Origin of the sequence: Paenarthrobacter sp. PAE-2 (assembly GCF_026013155.1) — a bacterium.
In the GTDB taxonomy this organism is placed as follows: domain Bacteria; phylum Actinomycetota; class Actinomycetes; order Actinomycetales; family Micrococcaceae; genus Arthrobacter; species Arthrobacter ureafaciens.
On sequence record NZ_JAPDNV010000004.1, the window covers coordinates 1 to 24,411 of the forward strand.

The 24,411-nt window shown below is 64.2% G+C and carries 21 protein-coding genes; 18 read left to right on the top strand and 3 right to left on the bottom strand.

What is annotated here, in order from left to right; all coding sequences use genetic code 11:
- Positions 1 to 89: 89 nt before the first annotated feature.
- Positions 90 to 749: a response regulator gene (locus OCL88_RS03125; protein ID WP_031216188.1), complete on the bottom strand. Its 660-nt coding sequence runs from the start codon at positions 747 to 749 to the stop codon at positions 90 to 92.
- Positions 742 to 2,469, bottom strand: coding sequence for a sensor histidine kinase (locus tag OCL88_RS03130; RefSeq protein WP_264961709.1), 1,728 nt, complete (start codon positions 2,467 to 2,469; stop codon positions 742 to 744). The genes OCL88_RS03125 and OCL88_RS03130 overlap by 8 nt, the downstream gene beginning before the upstream one ends.
- Positions 2,470 to 2,661: 192 nt before the next feature.
- Between OCL88_RS03130 and OCL88_RS03135 the strand changes: the two genes are divergently transcribed.
- The 9 genes from OCL88_RS03135 to OCL88_RS03175 all read left to right on the top strand — a co-directional run bounded on the left by OCL88_RS03135 (position 2,662) and on the right by OCL88_RS03175 (position 13,848).
- Complete coding sequence (locus tag OCL88_RS03135) at positions 2,662 to 4,101, top strand: CitMHS family transporter (protein ID WP_264961588.1); 1,440 nt, start codon at positions 2,662 to 2,664, stop codon at positions 4,099 to 4,101.
- A 72-nt stretch (positions 4,102 to 4,173) separates the two neighbouring features.
- Positions 4,174 to 4,470, top strand: a complete 297-nt coding sequence (gene gatC, locus OCL88_RS03140) for an Asp-tRNA(Asn)/Glu-tRNA(Gln) amidotransferase subunit GatC (RefSeq protein ID WP_021471375.1) — start codon at positions 4,174 to 4,176, stop codon at positions 4,468 to 4,470.
- Between the two features lie 4 nt (positions 4,471 to 4,474).
- Positions 4,475 to 6,031, top strand: coding sequence for an Asp-tRNA(Asn)/Glu-tRNA(Gln) amidotransferase subunit GatA (gene gatA / locus OCL88_RS03145; protein ID WP_062095855.1), 1,557 nt, complete (start codon positions 4,475 to 4,477; stop codon positions 6,029 to 6,031).
- On the top strand, positions 6,031 to 7,539 hold the full coding sequence (gene gatB, locus OCL88_RS03150; RefSeq protein WP_264961589.1) for an Asp-tRNA(Asn)/Glu-tRNA(Gln) amidotransferase subunit GatB: 1,509 nt from the start codon (positions 6,031 to 6,033) through the stop codon (positions 7,537 to 7,539). The genes gatA and gatB overlap by 1 nt, the downstream gene beginning before the upstream one ends.
- Positions 7,540 to 7,764: 225 nt before the next feature.
- Positions 7,765 to 8,799: an ABC transporter permease gene (locus OCL88_RS03155; RefSeq protein WP_264961590.1), complete on the top strand. Its 1,035-nt coding sequence runs from the start codon at positions 7,765 to 7,767 to the stop codon at positions 8,797 to 8,799.
- Between the two features lie 57 nt (positions 8,800 to 8,856).
- Positions 8,857 to 9,780 (top strand): carbohydrate ABC transporter permease, encoded by a 924-nt coding sequence (locus tag OCL88_RS03160; protein ID WP_264961591.1) that lies wholly within the window; start codon positions 8,857 to 8,859, stop codon positions 9,778 to 9,780.
- A gap of 83 nt (positions 9,781 to 9,863) precedes the next feature.
- The gene (locus tag OCL88_RS03165) at positions 9,864 to 11,522 is read left to right on the top strand and encodes a sugar ABC transporter substrate-binding protein (protein WP_264961592.1); all 1,659 of its coding nucleotides are present in this window, start codon (positions 9,864 to 9,866) and stop codon (positions 11,520 to 11,522) included.
- Between the two features lie 53 nt (positions 11,523 to 11,575).
- Positions 11,576 to 12,619 (top strand): LacI family DNA-binding transcriptional regulator, encoded by a 1,044-nt coding sequence (locus OCL88_RS03170; protein WP_264961593.1) that lies wholly within the window; start codon positions 11,576 to 11,578, stop codon positions 12,617 to 12,619.
- A 26-nt stretch (positions 12,620 to 12,645) separates the two neighbouring features.
- Positions 12,646 to 13,848 carry a Gfo/Idh/MocA family protein gene (locus OCL88_RS03175; RefSeq protein ID WP_264961594.1) on the top strand — a complete coding sequence of 401 codons (1,203 nt, stop codon included), beginning with the start codon at positions 12,646 to 12,648 and terminating at the stop codon, positions 13,846 to 13,848.
- Here the strand turns inward: OCL88_RS03175 and OCL88_RS03180 are convergent.
- Complete coding sequence (locus OCL88_RS03180) at positions 13,837 to 14,766, bottom strand: LysR family transcriptional regulator (protein WP_264961595.1); 930 nt, start codon at positions 14,764 to 14,766, stop codon at positions 13,837 to 13,839. The genes OCL88_RS03175 and OCL88_RS03180 overlap by 12 nt on opposite strands.
- A 108-nt stretch (positions 14,767 to 14,874) precedes the next feature.
- Here OCL88_RS03180 and tdh point away from each other — a divergent pair, with 108 nt between their 5' ends.
- From tdh to OCL88_RS03225, 9 genes are all read left to right on the top strand, one after another.
- Positions 14,875 to 15,921, top strand: a complete 1,047-nt coding sequence (gene tdh / locus OCL88_RS03185) for an L-threonine 3-dehydrogenase (protein ID WP_021471366.1) — start codon at positions 14,875 to 14,877, stop codon at positions 15,919 to 15,921.
- 44 nt (positions 15,922 to 15,965) lie between these two features.
- A complete protein-coding gene (locus tag OCL88_RS03190) occupies positions 15,966 to 17,159 on the top strand; it encodes a glycine C-acetyltransferase (protein ID WP_264961596.1) in 1,194 nt (397 codons plus the stop codon).
- A 231-nt stretch (positions 17,160 to 17,390) separates the two neighbouring features.
- On the top strand, positions 17,391 to 18,476 hold the full coding sequence (locus tag OCL88_RS03195; RefSeq protein ID WP_264961597.1) for an NAD(P)/FAD-dependent oxidoreductase: 1,086 nt from the start codon (positions 17,391 to 17,393) through the stop codon (positions 18,474 to 18,476).
- Between the two features lie 11 nt (positions 18,477 to 18,487).
- On the top strand, positions 18,488 to 19,717 hold the full coding sequence (gene hutI / locus OCL88_RS03200) for an imidazolonepropionase (protein WP_264961598.1): 1,230 nt from the start codon (positions 18,488 to 18,490) through the stop codon (positions 19,715 to 19,717).
- Positions 19,718 to 19,919: 202 nt separating this feature from the next.
- Complete coding sequence (locus OCL88_RS03205) at positions 19,920 to 20,837, top strand: SIS domain-containing protein (RefSeq protein ID WP_264961599.1); 918 nt, start codon at positions 19,920 to 19,922, stop codon at positions 20,835 to 20,837.
- A gap of 10 nt (positions 20,838 to 20,847) precedes the next feature.
- Positions 20,848 to 21,771 carry an ROK family protein gene (locus tag OCL88_RS03210; RefSeq protein WP_264961600.1) on the top strand — a complete coding sequence of 308 codons (924 nt, stop codon included), beginning with the start codon at positions 20,848 to 20,850 and terminating at the stop codon, positions 21,769 to 21,771.
- A complete protein-coding gene (locus tag OCL88_RS03215; protein ID WP_264961601.1) occupies positions 21,768 to 22,736 on the top strand; it encodes a 1-phosphofructokinase family hexose kinase in 969 nt (322 codons plus the stop codon). Before OCL88_RS03210 ends, OCL88_RS03215 begins: the two co-directional genes overlap by 4 nt.
- Entirely contained in the window at positions 22,718 to 23,572 is an 855-nt protein-coding gene (locus tag OCL88_RS03220; RefSeq protein WP_264961602.1) for a class II fructose-bisphosphate aldolase, read from the top strand. Before OCL88_RS03215 ends, OCL88_RS03220 begins: the two co-directional genes overlap by 19 nt.
- A gap of 21 nt (positions 23,573 to 23,593) precedes the next feature.
- Positions 23,594 to 24,394, top strand: coding sequence for a DeoR/GlpR family DNA-binding transcription regulator (locus tag OCL88_RS03225; RefSeq protein ID WP_021472545.1), 801 nt, complete (start codon positions 23,594 to 23,596; stop codon positions 24,392 to 24,394).
- Positions 24,395 to 24,411: the final 17 nt, after the last annotated feature.

Below are 24,411 nucleotides of genomic sequence, written 5' to 3' on the forward strand. Positions count from 1 at the left end.
ACGGCAATCGACACCCTTCAATAATCAGGTGTTGCGATCACCGCATGATTCGAAGTGCTCAGAACGCGCACGATTGCGACTCAGATGGGTCAGCCCGGGATGCCGTAGCGGTGTTCCGGGCGGCCCGTGGTCCCGTAGCGCAGTTGGATTTCGACGGCGCCATCGTCCGCGAGCGAGGACAGGTACCTTTGCGCCGTGGCCCGGGACACGCCCACGCGGTCTGCGACTTCGGCCGCCGAATACTGCTCGCCAGGCACCAAGGACTCCAGGACTGCCGCCTCGGTAGCCGAGCGGGGTTTGGCCGACGGCGTGACGTCGCCGGGGATCAGGGCACGCTTGGCCCGCTCGATGCTTGCCTGGTCAACGCTGGTTTGTTGCCCCAGGATGCGGCGGTACCGGGCGTAGGAGCGTAGCTGCTGGGACAGGGATTCCGCGGTGAAGGGTTTGAGCATGTAGCCGAGGGCACCGCGGCGCAGGGCCACCCGGATGGATTGCGCATCCGAGGCCGCCGTCAGCATCACGGCATCGACGTCGAGCTGGCCCAGCAGGTCAAGCCCTGAACCGTCGGGCAGGTAGACGTCCAGCAAGACGAGGTCCGGGCGCAGGCTGTGGATCGCCTGCAATGCCTGGGACACTGAGCCCACGGGCGCCAACGCCATGAATCCCGCCACGGAATCGACGTAGGCCGCGTGCAGCCTGGCCACGTGGAAGTCGTCATCCACGATCAACACTCTCAAGTCCTCAGCCAATGCTGTCCTTCCTCGCCGTTGGCCCCGTCCCGGTTTCCGGTGCATCCATATCGTCGTCCCGCGCACCTGTGCCGCCCATGACACCGGGAACGGTGGCCATGAAGACCGCCCCGGGTCCGCCGGGCGTGCCGCTCTCCAGAACCTTGACATCCCCGCCCCGGCGACGCGCCAGGTTCCTGACCAACGCCAGCCCGAAACCCTGCCCGGCTGCCGCGCCGGACGGTTGCGCCGCCGTCGTGAATCCTTCCGCGAAGACCTCCTCGGGTCCGGCACCTGCCAAACCATCTCCCGAGTCTGCCACCACTATGTGCAGGGTCCCGCCGTGGCTGGCGTCGTCCAACAGTTCCACTTCCACCCAGCGTTCGGCTGCGGAACCCCCGACGGCGGCACTCACGGCGTTGTCGATGAGGTTGCCGAGCACTGTGGTGACGTCTTGGGGATCCACAACGTGGCCGCGTACCAGGGTTTCCGGACCGATGCGCAGGGTGACCCCCCGCTCGGAGGCTTCCACGCTCTTGGCGCCGACGAACGCCTGCAGGTAGGGATCCTGGAGCAGCTCCGCCTGTTCCACAGGGAACTTCAGCGGTCCCGTGGCTGAGAGCCGTTCCAGGTATGTCTTGGCCTGTTCGTGCTGGCCGATGCTCATGAAGCCGGCAATCGTGTGGAGCTGGTTGGCGAACTCGTGGCGTTGGGCGCGCAGGGCCGTGGACATGGTTCCGACCGCGTCCAATTGCCGGGTGAGCTGCTGCAGTTCGGTGCGGTCGCGCAGCATGACCACCCACCCGAGGTCCTCCTTGCGGTGCCAGGCTTTGCGGGCACTCGCCACGAGGACGCGTCCACCGGCCACAACTTCCACGGCCTCGGCGTCTTGGGCCGCAGGGCGGGTGAGTTGCTTGAGCTGGCCGGGAACGTTGGCGGACGCCCAGTCCTGGCCTGTGATGTCCGGAAGGTCGAGGAGCCGTGATGCGGCAGCATTGAAGACCGAAATCCGGCCGTCGGCAGCGATGCCGATCACGCCGTCGTCCACACCCTGCAACACGGCCACCTGATCGTGGACCAGGGTGCTGATTTCCTCCGGTTCCAGCCCCAACGTCAGCCGCTGCAGGCGGTGGCGGAGCAGGAACGATGCCAGGACTCCGGCCAGCAGGGCGCCGCCGGCGGTCAGGGCGATTGGCACGATGTCCCGGGCAAGGCTCTTGGTCAGGGACTCTACCGAATACCCAACGCTGACTTCGCCCACGATCATGCCGGTCTTGTCCGCGGGGCCGGGGGCATAGACGGGAACTTTCGCACCTGCGGAGGGGCCCAACGTGCCGGTGTTGCGCGTGGTGATTTCTTCGCCGCCCAGGGCAACGGAAGGATCCGTGCTCACCCGTTCGCCAAGACGGTCAGGTTCGGGGTGGGCCAGTCGCAGGCCGGTCTCGTCCGTGATCACCACGAACAGTGCGCCGGTTCGGACCCGGGCCGCCTCAGCTGCGGCTTGGAGCGGTCCCTGCAAAAGGACCGACGGGGGAGGAGTGCCCTCTTCCTTGCTGATTTCCTGGACGTCGGCCCGTACGTCGGGGTCGGCGGCCACGGTCCGGGCGAGCGTCAGTGCCTGGTTCTCGGCTTCAGTGCCGATCCGGTCGTAGACGAGCCAGGCGTGAACGGCGCCGCTGAGCAGCACCACCAGGAGCACGACGCCCAGTTGGAGCAGGAGCGTCTGGGTGGAAAACCGCATGCTGACCTGGCTTCTGCGCACCTTCGCTCCTTTCGTCCATCTCCATTGAAGCATTGAGCACAATGCGCAAAACGTGCGCAACGAGCAGTACTTCATCAATTCCCACAAACCCCGGCACGTGACCCGGACCACCCTAGGTTTGTAGTGCGCATCACACCGAAGTCTGCCATTCACAGTAGTAAGGAGCCGGCCGTGCTGGTTTTGCTTGGATTCGCAATGATTGCGGTATTCATGGTCCTGATCATGACCAAAAAACTGACGCCAGTCCTGGCGTTGATCATCGTCCCCACCGTTTTCGGTCTCTTCGCCGGAGCGGGCCTCGGAATCGGGCCCATGGTCATGGACTCGATGAAGTCCATGACGTCCACGGCCGCGCTCCTCATGTTCGCGATCATCTACTTCGGTTTGATGATCGACGTCGGACTCTTCGATCCGCTGGTGAAGTTCATCCTCCGTAAGCTCGGCAACGACCCCGCCAAGGTGGTCCTCGGCACCGCGATCCTCGCTGCGGCGGTTTCCCTTGACGGCGACGGCTCCACCACCTTCATCCTCACGACGGCCGCGATGCTGCCTGTCTACCTGCGGCTCAAGATGAGCCCCGTGGTCCTCACCTGCGTGGCCGGCCTCGCCAACGGCACCATGAACATCCTGCCGTGGGGCGGCCCTACCGCCCGCGCCGCCACCGCACTGCACCTGGACGTCAATGACGTCTTCGTTCCCATGGTCCCGTCGTTGATCGTCGGCCTCATCGTTGTCCTGGTCTTCGCCTGGCTGCTCGGCCTGCAGGAACGCAACCGCCTCCGCGCCACCGCTCCGGAAATCTGGGGTGACGTCGCCGGCGGTTCGGGCAAGGGTGGACCCCGCTTTGGCCGCACCGGCTCAGCCACAGGCGCCGGCAAGCCGGGCACCGGAGGCGGCACCGGCGTCGCAGTCCTTGAACGCACCGAAGAATTGGTGGACGAGCATGACACCGCCATGGCGGATACGGCACTGGACCCCAACCGTTCAACGCTTCGTCCCAAGCTGTTCTGGTTCAACCTCGGCCTGACGGTCGCCGTCATGGTCACCCTGGTTGCCAACATCGTCCCGCTGCCGTTCGTCTTCATGGTCGGTTCCACAATCGCTCTGCTGGTGAACTTCCCCAAGGTCAAGGACCAAGGCGCACAGCTGATCGCCCACGCACCCTCGATCGTGGCAGTGGTCAGCATGGTCATGGCAGCCGCAGTCCTCACCGGCGTCCTCAACGGCACGGGCATGGTCAAGGCGATGTCCGAGTGGCTCGTTCAGATCATTCCCTCGGATATGGGCCCCTTCATGGCCGTCATCACCGGCGTGCTCAGCATTCCCATGACGTTCTTCATGAGCAACGATGCCTTCTACTTCGGTGTCCTCCCGGTCCTCAGCGAAACCGCAGCACACTACGGAGTGGATGCCGTCGACATGGCCCGGGCTTCCATCACCGGCCAGCCGTTCCACCTGCAGAGCCCGCTGGTTCCGGCAATCCTCCTGCTGGTCTCCCTGGCCAAGGTGGACCTCGGCGACCATCACAAGAAGGTCCTGTGGCGCACCGCCGTCATCTCGCTCGTCATGCTCGCCGTGGGCATGCTGACCGGAGCCATCGGCATCGGCTGACCGTCGCACGTCCGTGCAGCCAAGCCAAGTAGACTGGTTCGGAAAACCATTTGAACTTTGCAGGGGAGATCCATGGCTGCGATCAACCGTGACGACGTCGCGCATCTTGCGCGTCTGGCTCACATTGAGATGAGTGACGAAGAGCTGGACAGGATGGCGGGCGAACTTGCCGTCATCGTGGACGCGGTGAAGTCCGTGAGTGAAGCCGCCGGGGATGATGTACCGGCCACGTCCCACCCTATTCCGTTGACCAACGTGTTCCGCGAGGACGTTGTTGGCCACACCTTCACGGCGGACCAGGCGCTGTCCGGAGCCCCGGATGCGGCCGAGAACCGCTTCAAGGTCCCGGCAATCCTGGATGAGGACTAACACGATGACTGAACAGAACAACGAACTCATTCGCCACTCAGCTGCCGACCTCGCCGCCAAGCTGGGCGCCGGCGACGTCTCCGCCGTCGAGGTCACCCAGGCGCACCTGGACCGGATCGCGGACGTCGACGGCCAGGTCAACGCCTTCCTGCACGTCAACGCCGAAGAAGCCTTGGCTGTTGCTGCCGAGGTGGACGCCGCCCGTGCAGCCGGCGAGGACCTGCACGCGCTCGCCGGTGTGCCGATCGCGGTGAAGGACCTGATCGTCACCATCGGCCAGCCCACCACTGCGGGCTCCAAGATCCTCGAGGGCTGGCACAGCCCCTACGACGCCACGGTGATCAAGAAACTCCGTGCCGCGAAGATGCCGATCCTCGGCAAGACCAACCTTGACGAGTTCGCGATGGGTTCTTCCACGGAGCACTCCGCGTTCGGGCCCACCCGCAACCCGTGGGACCTGGACAGGATCCCCGGCGGTTCCGGTGGCGGGTCCGCTGCCGCCGTCGCTGCTTTTGAAGCGCCGCTCGCCCTGGGCACGGATACCGGCGGATCCATCCGCCAGCCCGGTGCCGTCACCGGAACCGTGGGCATGAAGCCGACGTACGGTGCCGTGTCCCGTTACGGCGCCATTGCGATGGCTTCGTCGCTGGACCAGATCGGTCCTGTGTCCCGTACGGTGCTGGACTCCGCCCTCCTGCAGGAAGTCATCGGCGGCCACGATCCTTTCGACTCCACGTCACTGACCGATCCGTTCACCAACCTGGTTGAGGCTGCCCGTCTGGGCAACGTTGCCGGGATGAAGATCGGCATCATCAAGGAACTGCACGGCGAGGGCTACCAGGCCGGCGTCGAGAACCGTTTCAACGAATCCCTTGAGCTGCTCAAGGAAGCCGGAGCGGAAATCGTCGAGGTCTCCTGCCCCAACTTGAAGTACGCCTTGGGCGCCTACTACCTCATCATGCCCTCCGAGGTCTCCAGCAACCTGGCCAAGTTCGACGGCGTCCGGTACGGTCTGCGGGTACTGCCCAAGGATGGTCCCATGACCATTGAACGTGTCATGGCAGCCACGCGCGCCGCTGGTTTCGGCGACGAAGCCAAGCGCCGCATCATCCTTGGAACCTATGCTTTGAGCGCCGGCTACTACGACGCCTACTACGGTTCCGCGCAGAAGGTCCGCACGCTCATCCAGCGCGACTTCGATGCTGCGTTCGCGCAGGCGGACGTCCTGATCTCCCCGACGGCGCCCACCACGGCGTTCAAGCTGGGGGAGAAACTCGACGACCCCCTGGCCATGTACCTGAACGACGTCGCTACGATTCCTGCCAATTTGGCCGGCATTCCGGGCCTCTCGCTGCCGGGCGGCCTGGCCGATGAAGACGGTCTGCCGGTTGGTATCCAGTTGCTGGCTCCGGCCCGCGAGGATGCGCGCCTCTACCGTGTGGGCGCGGTGCTCGAATCCGCCCTCGAAGAGAAGTGGGGCGGTCCGATGCTTGCGCAGGCACCTCTGTTGAATAAAGCCGGGCTCGGCACTGTTACATCTACCGCCGGAGGTTCCAACTAATGTCCGTCGACGCAATCCTGAGCTTCGAAGAAGCCATGGAGAAGTACGATCCCGTCCTGGGGTTTGAGGTCCACGTTGAGCTCAACACCAAGACCAAGATGTTCTCCTCCGCCCCGAACGTCTTCGGCGACGAGCCGAACACCAATGTCAACGAGGTGGACCTGGGCATGCCCGGTGTCCTTCCCGTCGTGAATAAGGCGGCTGTGGAGTCATCCATCAAGATCGGCCTCGCCCTGAACTGCAAGATCGCCGAGTCCTGCCGTTTTGCCCGGAAGAACTACTTCTACCCGGACACTCCCAAGAACTTCCAGACCTCGCAGTATGACGAGCCCATCGCCTACGACGGCTACCTGGACATCGAGCTCGAGGACGGCACGGTCTTCCGCGTCGAGATCGAGCGCGCCCACATGGAAGAGGACGCCGGGAAGCTGACCCACATGGGTGGCGCCGCAGGCCGCATCCAGGGCGCCGACTACTCCTTGGTGGATTACAACCGCGCCGGTGTTCCCCTCGTGGAAATCGTCACCAAGCCGATTGAGGGCGCGGGCAGCCGCGCACCGGAACTCGCGAAGGCCTATGTGGCTGCCGTCCGCGAGATCGTGAAGAACCTTGGCGTGTCCGACGCCCGCATGGAACGCGGCAACGTCCGTTGCGATGCGAACGTGTCCCTGCGCCCGCACGGCCAGGAACGCTTCGGTATCCGCTCGGAGACCAAGAATGTCAACTCACTGCGCGCCGTCGAACACGCCGTCCGCTACGAAATCCAGCGTCACGCCGCGGTGCTGGATTCCGGCCAGCCGGTTGTCCAGGAGACCCGCCACTGGCACGAGGACACACGTTCGACGACGTCGGGCCGGGCCAAGTCCGACGCCGACGACTACCGCTACTTCCCGGAGCCGGACCTGGTTCCCGTGGTTGCCTCGCGTGAGTGGGTGGAGGAGCTTCGCGCCACCCTCCCCGAGCCGCCGGCCGAGCGCCGGAAGCGCCTCAAGGAAGCCTGGGGCTACTCCGACCTCGAATTCCGCGACGTCGTCAACGCCGGGGTCATGGACTCCATCGAGGAAACCGTCGCGGCCGGTGCCACGGCCGACGTAGCCCGCAAATGGTGGATGGGCGAGGTTGTTGGCCGCGCCAAGGTTGCCGACGTGGAACCGGCAGAACTCGGCGTCACCCCGCAGCTGATTGTTGAACTCAACAAGCTTGTTGAGGGCGGCAAGATCAACAACAAGATGGCATCCCAGGTACTGGACGGCGTCCTCGCCGGAGAAGGTACGCCGGAGGAGATCATCGCCAAGCGCGGCCTGGCCGTCGTTTCCGACGACGGCCCCCTCCTGGAAGCCATTGACGCAGCCCTGGCAGCCCAGCCGGACGTCGCCGAGAAGATCCGCGGCGGCAAGATCCAGGCCATCGGCGCGATCGTGGGCGGGGTCATGAAGGCCACGCGCGGGCAAGCCGATGCCGGACGCGTCCGTGAGCTGATCCTCGAGAAGCTCGGTGTCCAGGGCTAGTTAGCCCAACCAGCTGGCAGCAGTGGTTGTTTTGAGCGATCAAAACAACCACTGCTGCCAGCTATTTTTTTGCCCAGCCGCGCGCTGTGACGAAAAGTGATTTCTAAGCGCAGTTTCAATCATGATGTTGCAAAAAGAGATGCGAGTCACTTATTGTTTGTTAAACGGTTAACGAGCGTGGCTTGAATCACATTGATGGTGTCGCTCAGCACTTGAGGAGACTGCATGAACTCGACGACGGAACAGGCTCCGGCACTGCCGGAAGCTCGCCGAGTCCCGGATCCCGCGGGCATAACAGTCCGCGGCTCCGGTCCGAAGAAGCGGAAGAGGAGCAACGTCCAGAAGCAGAGTTTCCGGGCCCGCCTGCGGCGCGACAAGCAGATGCTGCTCATGATGCTCCCGGGAGTGGCCTTTCTCCTGCTCTTCTTCTACATACCGATCCTGGGCAACGTCATCGCGTTCCAGGACTACCAGCCCTACCTGGGCATCGGTGACAGCCTGTGGGTGGGCTGGCAGAACTTCGTGGACCTTTTCGGCAATCCGGACTTCATCCACGCTTTCTGGAACACCTTGTACCTGGCCGCCTGGCAGTTGGTCTTCCTCTTCCCGGTGCCGCTGGTCCTGGCACTGATCGTGGATTCACTGATCAGCACCCGCGTCCGCCGGATCTTCCAAAGCATCGCCTACCTGCCGCACTTTCTTTCCTGGGTCCTGGTCATCGCGTTCTTCCAGCAGATGCTCGGCGGCGCAGGTTTCGTCAACAACGTGCTCCGGGACTGGGGCATGGAACCTATCCCGTTCATGACCAACCCGGAGACGTTCCCGGTGTTGGTGGTGGTCCAGATGATCTGGAAGGACGCCGGCTGGGCCATGATCATTTTCCTGGCGGCACTTGCCAGCATTGATGCCTCGCTCTACGAGGCGGCAGCGGCCGACGGTGCGGGTCGCTGGCGCAGGATGTGGCACATCACCCTGCCCGGCCTCAGGCCCGTGATCGTCCTCCTGCTCATTCTTCGCATCGGAGACATTCTTTCCGTGGGCTTCGAGCAGTTCATCCTGCAGCGCGACGCCGTGGGGGCAGGCGCCGCGGAAGTGCTTGACACCTTCACCTATTACACGGGCGTGGTGGGAGGCGGCTGGAGCTCGGGCGCGGCAGCCGGCCTGGCCAAGGGCATAGTCAGCGCCCTGCTGATATACGGCGCCAACAAACTTGCCCACCGCTTCGGCGAAGACGGAATCTTCGCGCAACGAGTGCGCTGAAAGCCACGCTGACCCGCGCGCCTGCCGCGCTGCGCCCGCCGCATTAGGAGAAACCCCATGGCAACAACACTTTTCACCAGGAAACCCCGGGAGCTTAGCTACAACCCCAAGCGCCCCGTGTGGAAGGAGAAGCCTTCCGCCCTGTATCAAACGGTCAAAGCGGTAGTCCTGGTTATCTTCAGCGTGTCCATCCTGACGCCCATTTTGCTGGTCGTCTCCACGTCCCTGGCTGACAACGAACAACTCGTGAAGGCCGGCGGGTTCGTGCTCTGGCCCGAACGTCCAACCTTGGAAGCGTACGCCACCATTTTCAAGGGCCCCATGGTGTTGCAGTCCCTCGGGGTCAGCATGCTGGTAACCGTAGTGGGTACCATCATGGCGCTGTTCGTGACCATCACCATGGCCTACGCCACCAGCCGCACGGTCCTGTTTGGCCGTCCGGTGGTCCTTGCGGTCCTGTTGACCCTCCTGTTCGCACCTGGCCTGATTCCGTCCTTTCTGATGATCCGCCAGCTTGGCCTGTTGGATTCGTTGTGGTCGCTGATCCTTCCCGGCATTTTCGGGGCCTTCAACTTTGTGGTCATGCGTTCGTTCTTCATGAATATCCCGGGCGAGCTCATCGAAAGTGCCAGGATCGACGGAGCCAACGACTGGCAAATCCTGTGGCGCATCGTGATGCCGCTGTCCAAAGCCGTGATCGCCGTCGTCGGGCTGTTTTACGCAGTGGGCTTTTGGAACTCGTTCTTCAACGCTTTGCTCTACATCAACGACCACAGCAAGTGGCCCATCCAGTTGCTGCTCCGCAATTTCGTGGTCCAGGGCAGCGGTGCGGCGGACCAGTTGGGAATCACCACCTCACCGCCACCCCAGTCCATCCAGATGGCAGTGGTGGTGGTAGCGCTTGTCCCGATCCTGATGGTCTACCCGTTCCTCCAAAAGCACTTCGCCAAGGGCGTGATCACCGGCGCCGTCAAGGGCTAGCGCCACGCCGGGAACACGCGTTCACCAAGCAACTTCAATCACGCATATCAGCTATGAAGCAAGTAACCAGAAAGGGTTATGCCATGACCAGCACTACCTCTCAGGCTGGATTCAGCCGCCGCGGTTTCCTTGGCCTCGCCGGGCTGGCCGTCACCGCCGCAGGCTTGTCCGCTTGCGGTGGCGGCGGGGCCGCGGGCAACGGAGGCGCCGCCGCCTCCGCGTCGGTCACGTTGCCCACGTATAAGGAATTCACCGGCGTCACTCCGGATATCGCCGGTAACGCAAAGGGCCTCCAAGCCGCCTACTTCAAGCTGCCCACCGCCGTGCAGTCCGTGAAGGCGCCGCCGCTCAAAGGCAAAGTCACCGGCCTGACGGAAACCTTCGAAACCATGAGCCCGGGCCTGAAGGACAATCCCTTCTGGCAGCGGCTCAATGCCAAGCTCGGCGGCGACCTGGAGCTTCAGATTGCCGAAGACATTGGCGACGGCTATCCGGCCAAGTTCGCCACGGTGCTTGCCAGCAATGATCTTCCGGACATGATGTGGGTTCCGCCGAACCAGGGTATCCCCAACGTTGGCCCGATGCTCGAGGCCAAGTTCCAGGACCTGACCCCGTACCTTTCCGGTGACGCCGTCCTTGAGTACCCCAACCTTGCCGCACTGAAGCCCGATTCCTGGAAGACCGCCGTCGTGAACGGCAAGATCTGGGGAGCTCCCATCCCGAGTACCCCCTTCGGGCAGGTCTACGCGGGCAACCATGACGTGTGGGCGCAGGTGGGTGGCTTCGAAGCTGCCAACGCCGAGGAATTCCTGCAGAAGGCCAAGGAGCTGACCCGTCCCGGTGAACAGAAATACGCGCTGGAACCTGCATACATCAACGCCCTCCACATGGTGACTGAGTGGTTTGGTGCGCCGAACAGTTGGGCCGTCAATAAAGACCGCACGCTGACCCATCTGTATGAAACGGACGAATACATGGCGGGCGTGGAGTTCACGGCCAAGATGTTCGCGGCCGGTGTCTTCTACCCGGACGCCAAGGCCTCGGACATCCGCACGCGGGTGGCCAACGGCAGCGTTGCCGCGCAGGTGCTGGTGGGCCCGCACGATATCCGCAGCTACCGCGCCCTGAACAAGAACGCGAAATTCGACATCCTGATCCCGTTCAGTGCCGACGGCAAGGCCAAGCCCGTCTACGACATGGGCTATGGAACGGTGGGCTTCACCCCGTTCAAGAAAGCTGAAGAGGGAAAGATCCGTGAGTTGCTGGCGCTGATGAACTACCTGTCGGCACCGTTCGGCACGGTGGAGTACATGCAGAAGAACTTCGGCGAGCTTGGCCAGGATTACACCCTTGATGCCTCAGGGAATCCTGCATTGACGGAGGCAGGAGCCATCAATGCACCCGGTTTGGTGTCGGCTTTGAACATCATGTCCAGCCCCGAGAACGTCATTTTCAACCCCGGGTTCGACGACGACACCCGGTACGTCAGCCGGCAGGAAGAAAAACTGCTCGAGTTTGCCTGGCGCAATCCCACCAACGGCTCCTACTCGGACACCAACGCCAAGGTGGGTGCCAAGATCACCAAGCAGTTGCGCGACAAGGTGGTGGATATCATCACCGGCCGCGCAAAGATCGACGAACTCAAGGACGCAGTCAAGCGCTGGAAGAGCGAGGGCGGGGACAAGATGCGCGATGAGTACCAGGCCGCGTTGGACCCCAACGCGCCTGTCTTCAGGAGCTAGCCTCAAACCAACAACGAAACCACGCAGACGCGAAGAACACAGCAAGGGGAACCATGGCAAAAGCGGGCACCACAGGAGTCAGGCCCACCATCCGCATGGTGGCCGAACTCGCGGGCGTTTCCACGGCCACGGTCTCCTATGTGCTGTCAGGTCGCCGCGGTGAGGGCGGACCCGGGGTGTCGGATGCGACGGCGGACAAGGTCAAGGCGGTAGCCGAGCGGCTCGGCTACCGCCCCAACCAGGCTGCCCGGGCCATTCGGACAGGCCGGACAAATACGGTGATCCTGTCCTTGACCATGCTCTCCGACCCTTGGTCGCTGTCGGTCATCGAAGCCGTTCAGAAAGCGTCAGCTCCACTGGGCATCACGCCGATGATCTTGGGTGACGCCGACTGGGTCAAGGTGCTGGGCACGCACAATGCCGATGCGGTCTTTGTGGACGCAGTCCGTCCTGAGCAGCGGGAAGCCCTGCGCCGGCTCGCCGGGCACGGCACCACGCTGGTGGTCTTTGACGAGGAGCTGCCCGCGGAGGGCTTCGATGTCATCCGTTCCATCGCCGGACCAGGCTGCCGCATGGCCGTGGAGCATCTGCTCCACGGTCACCGGCGGATTGCCTGCCTGACCCCGGCATCAGCGGGAGGCAAGACCGGCGGGACCAGGTACCAGGCCTACTCGTCCGCTTTGGCTGCGGCGAAGATCCCGGAAAGAGACGATTACGTCGGCCTGTTCGACGGCACCACCGCCGGAGCCTACGCTGCGGCAACACGGCTGCTCAGCATGCCGGACCGGCCCACAGCCATTTACGCCACCACGGATTACGCCGCGGTCAGCGCCATCAACGCGGCCCAACGCCTGGGCCTCGCCGTGGGCACAGACGTGGACATCATCGGTGTGGGCAACACAGTGGAAGGCGAACGGATGTCGCCCTCGCTGAGCACTGTGGGCCCCGTTGACTTCTTCGACAAACTCGCCCGGCTGCTCCTGCGGCGGGCAACCGGTCACGCCGCCCCGGAGGCACCCGGAGTCCTCGACTTCCCCTGGCACTTGTTCGTGCGCGAATCGGCGCCGCACCGAAATGCCGAAACCAGACTCAACTAAAACAGCAGAAGGAAAAATTACACGCCATGGAAAAGGATTTGAAGGTCGGCATCGTGGGTTTCGGCTTGCGTTCAGGGCTGTGGAAGCACGCCCACAAGCCGGGCCAAGGCTCCGAAGTCACCGTTGTTTGCGACCTCAGTGAACGTGGCCGGGCAGACGCCGCCGGCAGCATCCCGACGGCCCGCATCACCGGAGATCTGGAGGAACTGCTGGACAGCGGGATCGACGCCGTCCTCGTCCTGACCCCCGACAACCAGCACGCGGCCGTCGCCGTCCGAACGCTTAAGGCGGGCATCCCCACTTTCTGCGAGAAACCCCTGGACATCACGGTGGAGGCTGCGGACCTGATCCTGAAGACGGCCTTTGAAACCGGAACCCGCTTGTACGTAGGCCACAACATGCGCCACATGCCTGTGGTGGTCCAGATGCGCAACCTGATCGAGGATGGCAGGATCGGCGACGTCAAAGCGGTCTGGTGCCGCCACTTCGTGGGCCACGGGGGAGACTTCTACTTCAAGGACTGGCACGCCCAGCGCGCCAACGTCACGTCCCTTCTCCTCCAAAAAGGTGCCCACGACATTGATGTCATCCACTGGCTGGCCGGCGGATACACCAAGCGGGTTGCCGCCGTCGGAGACCTCGCAGTCTATGGTGACGTGGCCAACCGCGGTGATAACACCGGCAAGCGCATGGGGGACTGGTTCTCGATCGACAACTGGCCGCCCACCGAGCAGAAAGACCTGGCGAAGGTCATTGATGTCGAGGACATCTCCATGATGAACATGGTGCTCGACAACGGCGTCCTGGCCAGCTATCAGCAGTGCCATTTCACCCCTGATTACTGGCGAAATTACACGGTTATCGGCACCAAAGGCCGGATCGAGAACTTCGGCGACGGGCCAGGGGAGACCATCAAAGTGTGGACCAGCCGGACCTCCGGCTACGCGGAGCCGGACCAGGTCATCCCCATTCAGGACGGCGAAGGCGGCCACGGCGGTGCGGACCCTCTCCTGATCGGGGAGTTCCTGCGCTTCGCCTCCGAAGGCGGCCGGACCCGGACAAGCCCGGTTGCCGCCCGGCAGGCAGTAGTGGCCGGCATCCTCGCGACGGAATCGCTGCGCAGTGACGGCTCGGCCCGGGAGGTGCCGGAGCTCCCGGCCGATTTGGTGGCGTACTTCGACGCCGGCCAGCCCGCTCGCCACGCGGTTAACTGCGGTCTACTTGGGTGAGGAGAGCCCGGTCATGACGGTTTGAAGTGACTCGCAAACCGTCATGACCGATTTCCGTTTGAGCGTTTCGGGCCGTGCAAGGATGTCGATCTTGCGCACCGAATTCACGCCCGACAGTGGACGCATCACCACCCCGGCGTCCAGCACCCGCCGTGCCGTGAACCGCGGCAGCAGACCGATCGCGCCACCGGCAGATACCAGCGCCGCCACGGTCGAATAGTCGTTGATGCGATGCAGCACCTCGGCAGGCCGCCCGCTCACGGCAACGACGGCGGCAAGGACGTCCGCGGGCGAATAGCCATCGCGGCTGGTCACCCACGGTTCATCCACGACGTCGGACGGACCCAGTTGGCGCCGCGAAGCCAGCGGGTGTCCTGCCGGCAATGCGACATCCAGGGGTTCATCGGCCAGCGGAATCACGGCAACTTTGTCTTCGGGCCATGGCGGGCTGTTGTCCATGCGGTGGGCGAGGACCAGGTCGTAGCGCGCTGCCAACCCCGGGAAATCCTCCTGGGCCACGTCCTCGTCGGCGAGCCGCAGGCGGGGTGACTTCCCGCCGTCGGACTCTGTTTTCGAAACCAGCAGCGCTGCCAGGGGAGCGAACAGCGCCTGCCCGGCGCTATGGAAGGCGCTGACGCTGACGGGCGCGTCCGGGGCGTCGTGGTAGGCACCAATCGCCGCCCGCGCATCCGCCATGGCGTTGACGACGGCGGCGCCCGCCTCGGCGAGGACGCGGCCGGCGTCGGTCAGCACCAGGGCGCGGCCCTCCTTGCGCGTCAGCGGCACGTCGACCGATTTCTGCAGCAGCGCGAGCTGTTGGGATACGGCTGAGGGCGTCACCATGAGCGTGTCTGCGACGGCCTTGACGCTGCCCAGGTCGCCGAGTTCGCGAAGCATCTGCAGCTGGTGAATTTCCATTAGCAAATCCTAAATCGTTGATTGAGAAGATTCTAATTGTGCTAAATCGTTGGCGAGGCTCTAATAGAAGTCAGCAGCAGCGAAGCAGCCCTGGCAGTGAGGAATTCCATGAAGGCTCTCTACAAATCCGGACCACACGCAGGGTTCGAACTCGTCGAACGTCCAGAGCCCCAGGCGGGTCCCGGCGATGTCAAGATCCGTGTGATGACCACCGGCATCTGCGGCACCGACCTCCACATCCAGAGTTGGGACGCCTGGGCGCAGGGCATCATCGAAACGCCCCTCATCGCCGGCCACGAGTTCTACGGCGAAGTAGTGGAAATCGGCGAGGCCGTCCGCGACGTCAAAGTAGGGGACAGGGTCTCCGGCGAAGGCCACGTGGTGTGCGGAATCTGCCGCAACTGCCGTGCCGGACGCCGCCAGATGTGCATTCATACGGTTTCCGTCGGCGTGCAGCGCGATGGTGCCTTCGCCGAATACGTCGTCATCCCGGAAACCAACGTCTGGGTTCACCACGACGAGTCCGTCACCCCTGAACTCGGCGCCATCTTCGATCCCTTCGGTAACGCCGTACACACCGCGCTGAGCTTCCCCTTGGTGGGCGAGGACGTCCTCATTACCGGTGCCGGCCCCATCGGCCTCATGGCCATCGCCGTCGCCCGCCACGCAGGTGCCCGGAAGATTGCCATTACGGACGTGTCCGCTCCGCGGCTCGAGCTGGCCCGCCGGATGGGCGTGGACCTCGCCGTCGATGTTTCCAAGATGCGCGTTCGTGAAGCGCAGCAGGAACTGGGCATGCGCGAAGGCTTCGACATCGGGCTCGAAATGTCCGGACACCCCACGGCACTGCCTGAGATGATCGACAACATGAACCACGGCGGACGCATCGCCATGCTTGGCCTTCCGAGCCAATCCATCGACATCGACTGGGGCAAGGTTGTCACTCACATGCTCACCCTCAAGGGCATTTACGGCCGTGAAATGTTCGAGACCTGGTATGCGATGAGCGCCATGCTCTCTTCCAACCCCGTACTGCACCGCAGCATCTCCGCCGTCGTCACGGACAAGCTTCCCGCCACCGAGTGGGAAAAGGGCTTCGAGATCGCCCGCAACGGTGTGGGCGGCAAAGTGGTCCTTGACTGGACTGAACTGTAACCGCCCCGCACCGCATTCGACCCCCGGAAAGACTGAGGAGCACCATGTATTCAGCCATCAAAGACCAACTGCAGGCCGAACTGGACGAGATCCGGAGTGCCGGACTCTTCAAGACCGAACGCCACATCGATTCGCCGCAGGCCAGCCACATCGCAGCAGGCCAGCTGGGGCAGCCGGCCAACCAGGTCCTGAACTTCTGCGCCAACAATTACCTTGGCCTGGCCGACCACCCGGACATCATTGCCGCGGCCAAGTCGGCAATGGACGAGCGGGGCTTCGGCATGGCTTCCGTGCGGTTCATTTGCGGAACCCAGGACCTTCACCTGGAACTCGAAGCCCGTGTTTCGCAGTTCCTGGGCACCGAGGACACCATCCTCTTCTCCAGCTGCTTCGACGCCAACGGCGGCGTCTTCGAGTCCCTGTTCGGGCCGGACGGTGCCATCATTTCCGACTCCCTGAACCACGCGTCCATCATCGACGGCATCCGCCTCAGCAAGGCCAAGCGGTTCCGCTACGCCAACCGGGACATGGCTGACCTCGAAGCCAAGTTGCTTGAGGCCTCCGGTTCGCGACGGAAGATCATCGTCACCGACGGGGTATTCTCCATGGACGGCTACCTCGCCCCGCTTGAGGCCATCTGCGACCTCGCCGAGAAGCATGACGCACTGGTCATGGTGGATGACTCCCACGCGGTCGGCTTCATGGGCCCCACTGGTGCGGGCACGCCGGAGCACGCCGGGGTTTCCGGGCGCGTGGATATCTACACGGGCACGTTCGGCAAGGCACTGGGTGGCGCTTCCGGTGGCTACGTTTCCGGCCGCGGCGAAATCGTGGCGATGCTCCGTCAAAAGGCACGCCCTTACCTGTTCTCCAACTCGCTTGCCCCGGCGATCGTTGCGGCAACCATTAAGGCGATCGAGCTCGTTCAGGGCTCGGGGGAGCTGCGCACCAAGCTCTTCGAAAACGCCGCGCTGTTCCGCCGCCGGATGAGCGAGGAAGGCTTCGAGCTGCTCGACGGCGAACACGCCATTATCCCGGTCATGTTCGGCGACGCCGTGGTCGCGGCCCGTATTGCCGACGAGATGCTCAACAACGGCGTCTTCGTGACTGCCTTCAGTTACCCCGTGGTTCCCAAGGGGGCCGCCCGCATCCGCGTCCAGCTTTCTGCCGCCCACAGCACGGACGACGTCGAAGCCTGCGTCCAGGCGTTCGTCAAGAGTCGCGCCGCGGTCGCCTAAAGCCCCACCCGTCCCTCTATCACTTCCCACCCCCTTTTCGGCGTCCCTCTGTCAGGTCCCGCCGCTTTTTCGGCGTCCCTCTATCACTTCCCGTCACGCCCCACTTTCTTCAGAAGAGTGAGAGAGCGATGGGGGTTTTGGGGTGGGGTGTGAGAGAGCGTTGGGGGTTTTGGGGTGGGATGTGAGAGAGCGATGGGGGTTTTCGGGTGGGATGTGAGAGAGGATGGTCCCATGGCTTCGATTTATGACGTTGTGATCGTTGGCGGCGGAATCGCCGGTTTGTCCCTCGCTTCGGCGCTGGCCGGGAAGTGTTCGGTGGCGCTCCTGGAAGCTGAGCAGGAGCTGGCCTTCCATACGTCCTCCAGATCCGCCCGCCAGCTGATTCCCAGCTATGGCCCGCCGGTGGTGCAGGAACTGACCATGCGGACCTTGGAACTCTTGAAGGCCAGGGACGACGACGCCCCGGAACCCGTCCTGACACCCCGCAGCTTCATGCTGGTGGGCGATGAGGAAACCGTTCGGGCCGAAGCGAGCGGGAACATGACGCCGATTCCGCACGCCGAGGCGCTCGCATTGTGTCCCGTCCTCAGGCCGGATTCCTTCACTGCAGCCGGACTGGACAGCGGCTCCTTCGGTTGTAATGCCCCGCTGTTGCTCGAGGACCACCGCCAAAAGGCCGAGGCTGCCGGCGTCGACATCATCACCGGCGCGCGGGTCCATTCCGCACAGCGGCTGGGCAGCGGCTGGGAGGTGGGGGCCGGCGTCGAGGCCTTCCAATCCGCCGTCGTTGTCAATGCCGCGGGGGCCTGGGCTGACGAACTGGCCGTCATCAGCGGCGTGGAAAAACTGGGCTTGCAGCCCTACCGCCGGACCGCGGCGATCGTCAACGTGCAGACACCGCTCGCGCCACAAACCCCCATGGTGTGCGCCGCGGACGATTCGTTCTACTTCCGCCCGGAAGGTCAGCAGGTTCTCATCTCGCCGTCGGAGCATGTGCCGAGCGGCGCCGAAGACGCCAAACCATATGCGGGCGACGTGGACAAGCTGATCAGCGTGCTGAATTCGGTCACCACCCTGGGTATCCAAGGCACGGACCGCTCATGGACGGGCCTCCGGACGGAAGCAGCTGACGGCGTCCCGGTGGTGGGGTTCGACGCCGAGGCCAAAGGTTTCTTCTGGCTCGCCGGCCAGGGCGGGTACGGCTTCCAGACTTCCTCGGCAATAGCCGAGCTGGCCGCCGCCATCATCACGGGGGACAGTCCGGAATCCCGGACAGCTGAACAGCTGGCTGCCGTCCGCTGGTCCATCCGGCGCTGAACAATAGGGACATGAGCCGAACAACCCCAGCCAGCACACTCATCACCAACATCGGGGAGCTGATGACCCAGGACCTGGAACACCGGGTCTTGAAGGACGCAGCTCTGGTGTTCGAAGGGGAGCGGATTTCCTGGATCGGGTCCAGCGCCGCTGCTCCCGCCGCAGATGAAAGGGTCGACGCCGGTGGCCGCGCCGTCCTGCCGGGCTGGGTCGATTCGCACTCCCATCTGGTTTTCGCAGGGGACCGCACAGCGGAGTTCGAAGCCCGGATGGCAGGGGAGAGCTACACCGCGGGCGGGATTGCCGTGACCACGGGCGCCACGCGCAGTGTCAGCGATGCCGAGCTTGCGGGCCTGGTCAGGGAGCGGGTCCACGAGGCCGTCTCCCAAGGGACCACGTACCTCGAAAGCAAGACCGGCTATGGGCTGGACGTGGCGAACGAGGAACGCAGTGCCCGCATCGCGGCGGAGCTGGTGGACGAGGTCACCTATCTCGGCGCACACCTGGTGCCGGCGGGTGCGGACCCGGAAGAATATACGGACCTGGTGTGCGGAGCAATGCTCGACGCCGTCCTGCCGCATGTCCGTTGGGCGGACGTCTTCTGTGAGCAGGGCGCTTTCACCGAGGACCAGTCCCGCCGTGTCCTCAAGGCCGCCAAGGATGCCGGTTTGGGATTGCGCGTCCACGGCAACCAGCTGGGCGAAGGGCCGGGGGTGGCGCTGGCCGTCGAGTTCGACGCCGCGAGCGTGGACCACGTGAACTACCTTTCGGACAAGGATGTGCTGGCGCTCGCCGAAACGTGGGCTCATTGGAACCCGGTCACCGGTACCGGCACGCGTGGCACAGTGGCTACTTGCCTTCCTGCTTGCGATCTCTCCACTCGACAGCCTTTGGCGCCGGGCCGTGAGTTGATCGACGCGGGCGTGCAGATCGCGCTGGCGGCGAACTGCAACCCCGGCACGTCCTACACCACGTCCATGGCATTCTGTGTCACCACGGCTGTGCTGCAGATGCGCTTGAGCGTCCACGAAGCTGTCCGGGCGGCGACGTACGGCGGCGCATTGGCGCTTGGCAGGGAGTCAGGGAACGACGTCGACGGTCAGCGGGCGGTGGGTTCGCTCGCCGTCGGTCATCGCGCGGATTTGCACATGCTGAAGGCTCCTTCGGCAACGCATCTGGCGTACCGTCCCGGGATTCCGATGACGCATTCGGTGTGGCGGGCCGGCGTGCAGGCTGTTTGAGGACGATTCAGAAGTACAACAAAGAGGGGCTGTGTTCCGGGTGGAACGCAGCCCCTCTTTTGCTTTCCGGACTGCTGGCCGACGATGCGCACCGAATGGGCAGTCCCATCCCCGCCAATGATCCTTGTTAGATCGAAAATGATCGTTTAGTGTTTCTATAGATCAGAAAACGTCATTAGATGAGCAGGGGCGGAAACGGACGATGAGCGAGAACATGCTGGGTGCCTTCATGGAAGAAGAGCTGGTTTCCCAGCCCGAGGTCTGGCAGCGCGCCATGGAACAAGCCCGCACCGAGCAGTTGCTGCCGGAGGACGGCAAACGGGTCGCCGTCATCGGCTGTGGCACGTCATGGTTCATGGCCCAGAGCTATGCCGCTGCCAGGGAAAGCGCGGGCAAAGGCGTGACGGACGCGTTCGCCGCGTCGGAAGCATTCCTGAGCAGCAACAGCCCCGGGCGGAAGTACGACGCCGTTGTGGCCATCACACGCTCCGGCACCACCACGGAGGTGCTCGGCATCCTGGCTGAGTTGCAGGGGAATGTCCCCACCGTAGCCATCATCGGCGACACCTCCTCGCCGATCGTCGGGCTGGCAGACACCGTGGTGGACCTCCACTACGCCGATGAACGCTCGGTGGTGCAGACCCGCTTCGCCACCACGGCCTTGGTCTACATGCTCACCAGCCTTGGCATCGACGTTCAGCAAGCAATTGATGACGCCCGTGACGCCGTGGCAGCGCCGGTCTCCCGGGAACTTCTGGACGCAGAGCAATTCACTTTCCTCGGCACCGGCTGGACAGTGGGGCTGGCCCACGAGGCCGGCTTGAAGATGCGCGAAGCAGTGCAGGGGTGGACCGAGTCCTACCCCGCCATGGAGTACCGCCATGGCCCCATCTCCATCGCGGCACCGGGGCGCGTCACGTGGTTGTTCGGTGCCCAGCCGGAAGGCTTGGACAGCGACATGGCCGTCACCGGCGCCCTCTACATCCACACGGACAAGCATCCGCTGGCTGAACTGGTCCGTGTCCACAAGGTCACTTTGGAACGTGCGCGCGTTCGTGGCTTGAATCCGGACCTGCCGCGGAACCTGACGCGCTCCGTTATTCTCGACGCGCCGGCCTAGGCAACCGGTCATGGTTCTCGGAACCGCAGAATCAGCGGTCTTGTGTTTCGACGTTGGCGGGACGGACATCAAGGCCGGCGTGGTGGATGCCAAGGGGCAGGTCCTGGGCATGCGCCGCGTCCCTACGCCGTTGGACCCTGCCCGCCCCGGCGAAGCCGTCCTGGACAGGCTTGCTGAGCTAAAAACCGAGTTGGCATCGGAATTTCCTGAAGCGCCCGCCAAAGCAGCAGGCATCATCGTCCCGGGAATCGTGGACTCCGTAGCGGGCGTGGGGATCTATTCCGCCAACCTTGGATGGCGCAATTTCCCTTTCACGGCCGAAGCCACAAAAAGGCTTGGCATCCCCGTTGCGTTCGACCACGATGTCCGCTCCGCGGCCGCGGTTGAGCACAGCTTTGGCGGATCCAAGGAATTCAACGACGTTGTAGTGATGGTGGTCGGGACAGGGATTGCGGCAGCAGTGTTCTCGGGTGGCAAGGCTGTCACCGCAGGCGGTTTCGCCGGCGAGCTCGGCCACGCCCAGGTTCCGGACCCCGACGCCGCAGGCTCCACCATCCTGGAAGCAGTGGGCTCGGCAGGGGCGATTGCCAAGCGTTACCACCGGGAATCGGGAATCCGTGTGGACGGTGCACGCGGTGTGCTGCTCCGGGCAAACGCCGGAGATGCAGTTGCCGCCCGTGTCTGGGCTGATGCCGTTGATGCCCTGGCCTTCACTATCTGCCAATGCGTGAACATTATTGGAACCGAAGCCGTGGTGGTCGGTGGAGGGCTGGCTGAAGCAGGCGACGACTTGCTCGAGCCACTCCGGAAACGGGTGGACGCCATCCTGGACTTCCAGCGCAGGCCCCAACTCATCCGTGCCCAGCTGGGGCAGGACGCCGGTTTGCTCGGTGCCGCCCTGAATGCCCGGGCCCTTCTGGGAGGCACGCCATGAAACGAGCCAGCGTGAACCGCATTATTACGGTGACTGCCAATCCGGCCATCGACATGACCTACACCGTGCAGGGGATCACCGAGGGTGCCAGCCACCGGGTTCCCACGCCCTTGAGCCGTGCGGGGGGCAAGGGCATCAACGTAGCCCGGGTCGCCCACCAGCTGGGATACCCCGTACTCGCCATTGCACCTACAGGCGGCGCGGCAGGGCAGACACTCGCGGCCGAGCTGTGGACCAGCGGCGTTCCGCACACGCTGGTGGCAGTCGCCGCCGAAACCCGCCGCAGCATAGCGCTGGTGGATACCGTCGCGGGGGAGACGTCCATCTTCAACGAGGAAGGCCAGGCCCTTCTGCCGGACGAGTGGCGTTCACTGCGGATCGCCGTCGTTGAGGCCGTGAGCGGCAACCGCAACCTGCCAGCCTCCGTCCTGGTCGGTTCGGGAAGCCTGCCGCCGGGTGCTCCCGCGGATTTCTACCCGGAGCTTGTGCGACTGGCCCGCGACGCCGGCATCCCGGCAATCATCGACACCTCCGGTCCCGGCATCATCGCCGCGGCGAAAGCCGGCGCCGACATCCTTAAGCCCAACCATCATGAACTTGCCGAAGCGACAGGGGAGCCCAGCCTCGCAGCTGCCGCCCTCGCCCTGATCGACATGGGTGCCCGCACGGTCCTCGTCAGCGCCGGCGCGGACGGCATGCTCGCCTTCGACCACGCCGCCCCGGGCGGATACTGGAGCGCCCGCCTGCCGGAGGCGCTCAGCGGCAACCCCACAGGGGCGGGCGACGCCGGTGTGGCTGCTGCCGCCGTCGCGCTCGCCGAAGGCATCACCGAACCGCGGGAAATCCTCCGCCGGGCCACCGCGTGGTCCGCAGCGGCCGTGCTCATGCCCGCCGCAGGCGAAATCTCGCCGCGGTACCAGGAACTCCAAGACCAACTGATCGTGACATGGAAGGAGGTCCCGTGACCCTGGTCAACACCCGGGAACTCATGGACAGGGCCACCGCCACAGGAACCGGCCAAGGCGCCTTCAACGTCATCCACGTGGAGACGGCCGAGGGGCTGGTGGGAGGCGCGGAGGCAGCGGGGGTGCCGCTCATCCTGCAGATTTCAGAGAACTGCGCCAAGTACCACGGCGGGCTCGAAGCAATCGGCCAGGCAGCACTTGCCATTGCCCGGACTGCCGCGGTTCCCGTTGCGGTCCACCTCGACCACGCTGAATCCGAGGACCTGGCGCTGGAAGCGGTGGATCTAGGGTTCGGTTCGGTAATGTTCGACGGCGCCCATCTCCCTTTCGACTGGAACGTGGAAGTCACCAGGCGCGTGGCCGCCTACGCGCACCAACACGGGGTCTACGTAGAGGCAGAGCTGGGCGAGGTAGGAGGCAAGGACGGCGCGCACGCCCCGGGGGTCCGCACCGACCCCGCCGAGGCCGAAGCGTTCGTGACCGCGACCGGCGTCGACGCCTTGGCCGTAGCGGTGGGGTCCTCACATGCCATGACCGAACGCCGCGCCGTCCTTGACTTGGACCTGATCACCAAACTGAAGTCCGCCGTCGGGAAGCCTTTGGTATTGCATGGCTCCTCCGGCGTCACAGACGAGATGCTCGTAGCGGCTATTGCCGCTGGTATGACTAAGATCAACGTATCCACACATTTGAACGGGTTCTTTACCCGCGCCGTCCGTGAGTACCTCGATGCCAACCCAGCAGTGGTGGATTCCCGAAAGTACATCAAGGCAGGGCGGGACGCCTTGGTGTTGGAATCTGCTCGTATGCTCACGCTGTTCGCCAAGGCGAAATAGCCGGACCGTGAAAGGCTAGTCATGACCCGCACCGACCGGTTGACCGCCATCCTGGACCTTCTGGCCGAGTCCGGCCGGATCGAGGTCGAGGACATCGTGACCCGGCTCGGGGTGTCGCCGGCAACGGCGCGACGGGACCTGGACAGCCTGGCCAAGCAGCGCCTGCTGAGCCGGACCAGGGGCGGGGCGACCACGGGCTCTGTTGCCTATGACCTTCCGGGCCGTTACAACCGTGACGACCACGCCGAGGCCAAGCAGGCGATCGCCCAGGCGGCCTCCGAGCTGATCGGGCCCGGCGCCGTCATCGGGCTCAGCGGGGGAACAACCAACACGGCCTTGGCCCAGATCCTCTCCACCAGGGAGGACCTCAACGCCCCCTCCAACCGGCCCACCCTCACGGTGGTCACCAACGCCATCAACATCGCCGCGCAACTGGCAGTGCGTCCCCACATCAAGATCATGGTGACCGGCGGGATCCTCAATCCGCGTTCCTATGAACTCGTGGGACCTTACACGGATGTCATCATGCAGAAAGTGGCCTTGGACATCGCGTTCATCGGCGTCAACGGCGTGGACCCGGAGCTGGGACCCACCATCACCGACGAGGGCGAAGCCATGGTGAATACGGTCATGGCGGGGAGGGCCACAGAGTCCTACGTGCTCGCTGACTCCTCCAAGGTGGGGCACCGGGCCTTTGCCGCGATGGCCGGCTACGAGTTCCGGCACCTCATTACGGACTCCGGGATCAAGCCCGCAGACCGCGCGGCGTTTGAAGCCAAGGGAACCGAGGTCATCGTCGCCGCCACGCACCTTGCGGACTGACCGCTCCCGGGGAAGCA

What these genes read in the sequence shown, in the direction of transcription:
- OCL88_RS03130 (WP_264961709.1), bottom strand. Translation starts at nt 2,469, where the DNA reads ATGCGGTTTTCCACCCAGACGCTCCTGCTCCAACTGGGCGTCGTGCTC.
- gatC (WP_021471375.1), top strand. Translation starts at nt 4,174, where the DNA reads ATGGCTGCGATCAACCGTGACGACGTCGCGCATCTTGCGCGTCTGGCT.
- gatA (WP_062095855.1), top strand. Translation starts at nt 4,475, where the DNA reads ATGACTGAACAGAACAACGAACTCATTCGCCACTCAGCTGCCGACCTC.
- gatB (WP_264961589.1), top strand. Translation starts at nt 6,031, where the DNA reads ATGTCCGTCGACGCAATCCTGAGCTTCGAAGAAGCCATGGAGAAGTAC.
- OCL88_RS03155 (WP_264961590.1), top strand. Translation starts at nt 7,765, where the DNA reads ATGAACTCGACGACGGAACAGGCTCCGGCACTGCCGGAAGCTCGCCGA.
- OCL88_RS03160 (WP_264961591.1), top strand. Translation starts at nt 8,857, where the DNA reads ATGGCAACAACACTTTTCACCAGGAAACCCCGGGAGCTTAGCTACAAC.
- OCL88_RS03165 (WP_264961592.1), top strand. Translation starts at nt 9,864, where the DNA reads ATGACCAGCACTACCTCTCAGGCTGGATTCAGCCGCCGCGGTTTCCTT.
- OCL88_RS03170 (WP_264961593.1), top strand. Translation starts at nt 11,576, where the DNA reads ATGGCAAAAGCGGGCACCACAGGAGTCAGGCCCACCATCCGCATGGTG.
- OCL88_RS03175 (WP_264961594.1), top strand. Translation starts at nt 12,646, where the DNA reads ATGGAAAAGGATTTGAAGGTCGGCATCGTGGGTTTCGGCTTGCGTTCA.
- OCL88_RS03180 (WP_264961595.1), bottom strand. Translation starts at nt 14,766, where the DNA reads ATGGAAATTCACCAGCTGCAGATGCTTCGCGAACTCGGCGACCTGGGC.
- tdh (WP_021471366.1), top strand. Translation starts at nt 14,875, where the DNA reads ATGAAGGCTCTCTACAAATCCGGACCACACGCAGGGTTCGAACTCGTC.
- OCL88_RS03190 (WP_264961596.1), top strand. Translation starts at nt 15,966, where the DNA reads ATGTATTCAGCCATCAAAGACCAACTGCAGGCCGAACTGGACGAGATC.
- OCL88_RS03195 (WP_264961597.1), top strand. Translation starts at nt 17,391, where the DNA reads ATGGCTTCGATTTATGACGTTGTGATCGTTGGCGGCGGAATCGCCGGT.
- hutI (WP_264961598.1), top strand. Translation starts at nt 18,488, where the DNA reads ATGAGCCGAACAACCCCAGCCAGCACACTCATCACCAACATCGGGGAG.
- OCL88_RS03205 (WP_264961599.1), top strand. Translation starts at nt 19,920, where the DNA reads ATGAGCGAGAACATGCTGGGTGCCTTCATGGAAGAAGAGCTGGTTTCC.
- OCL88_RS03210 (WP_264961600.1), top strand. Translation starts at nt 20,848, where the DNA reads ATGGTTCTCGGAACCGCAGAATCAGCGGTCTTGTGTTTCGACGTTGGC.
- OCL88_RS03215 (WP_264961601.1), top strand. Translation starts at nt 21,768, where the DNA reads ATGAAACGAGCCAGCGTGAACCGCATTATTACGGTGACTGCCAATCCG.
- OCL88_RS03220 (WP_264961602.1), top strand. Translation starts at nt 22,718, where the DNA reads ATGGAAGGAGGTCCCGTGACCCTGGTCAACACCCGGGAACTCATGGAC.
- OCL88_RS03225 (WP_021472545.1), top strand. Translation starts at nt 23,594, where the DNA reads ATGACCCGCACCGACCGGTTGACCGCCATCCTGGACCTTCTGGCCGAG.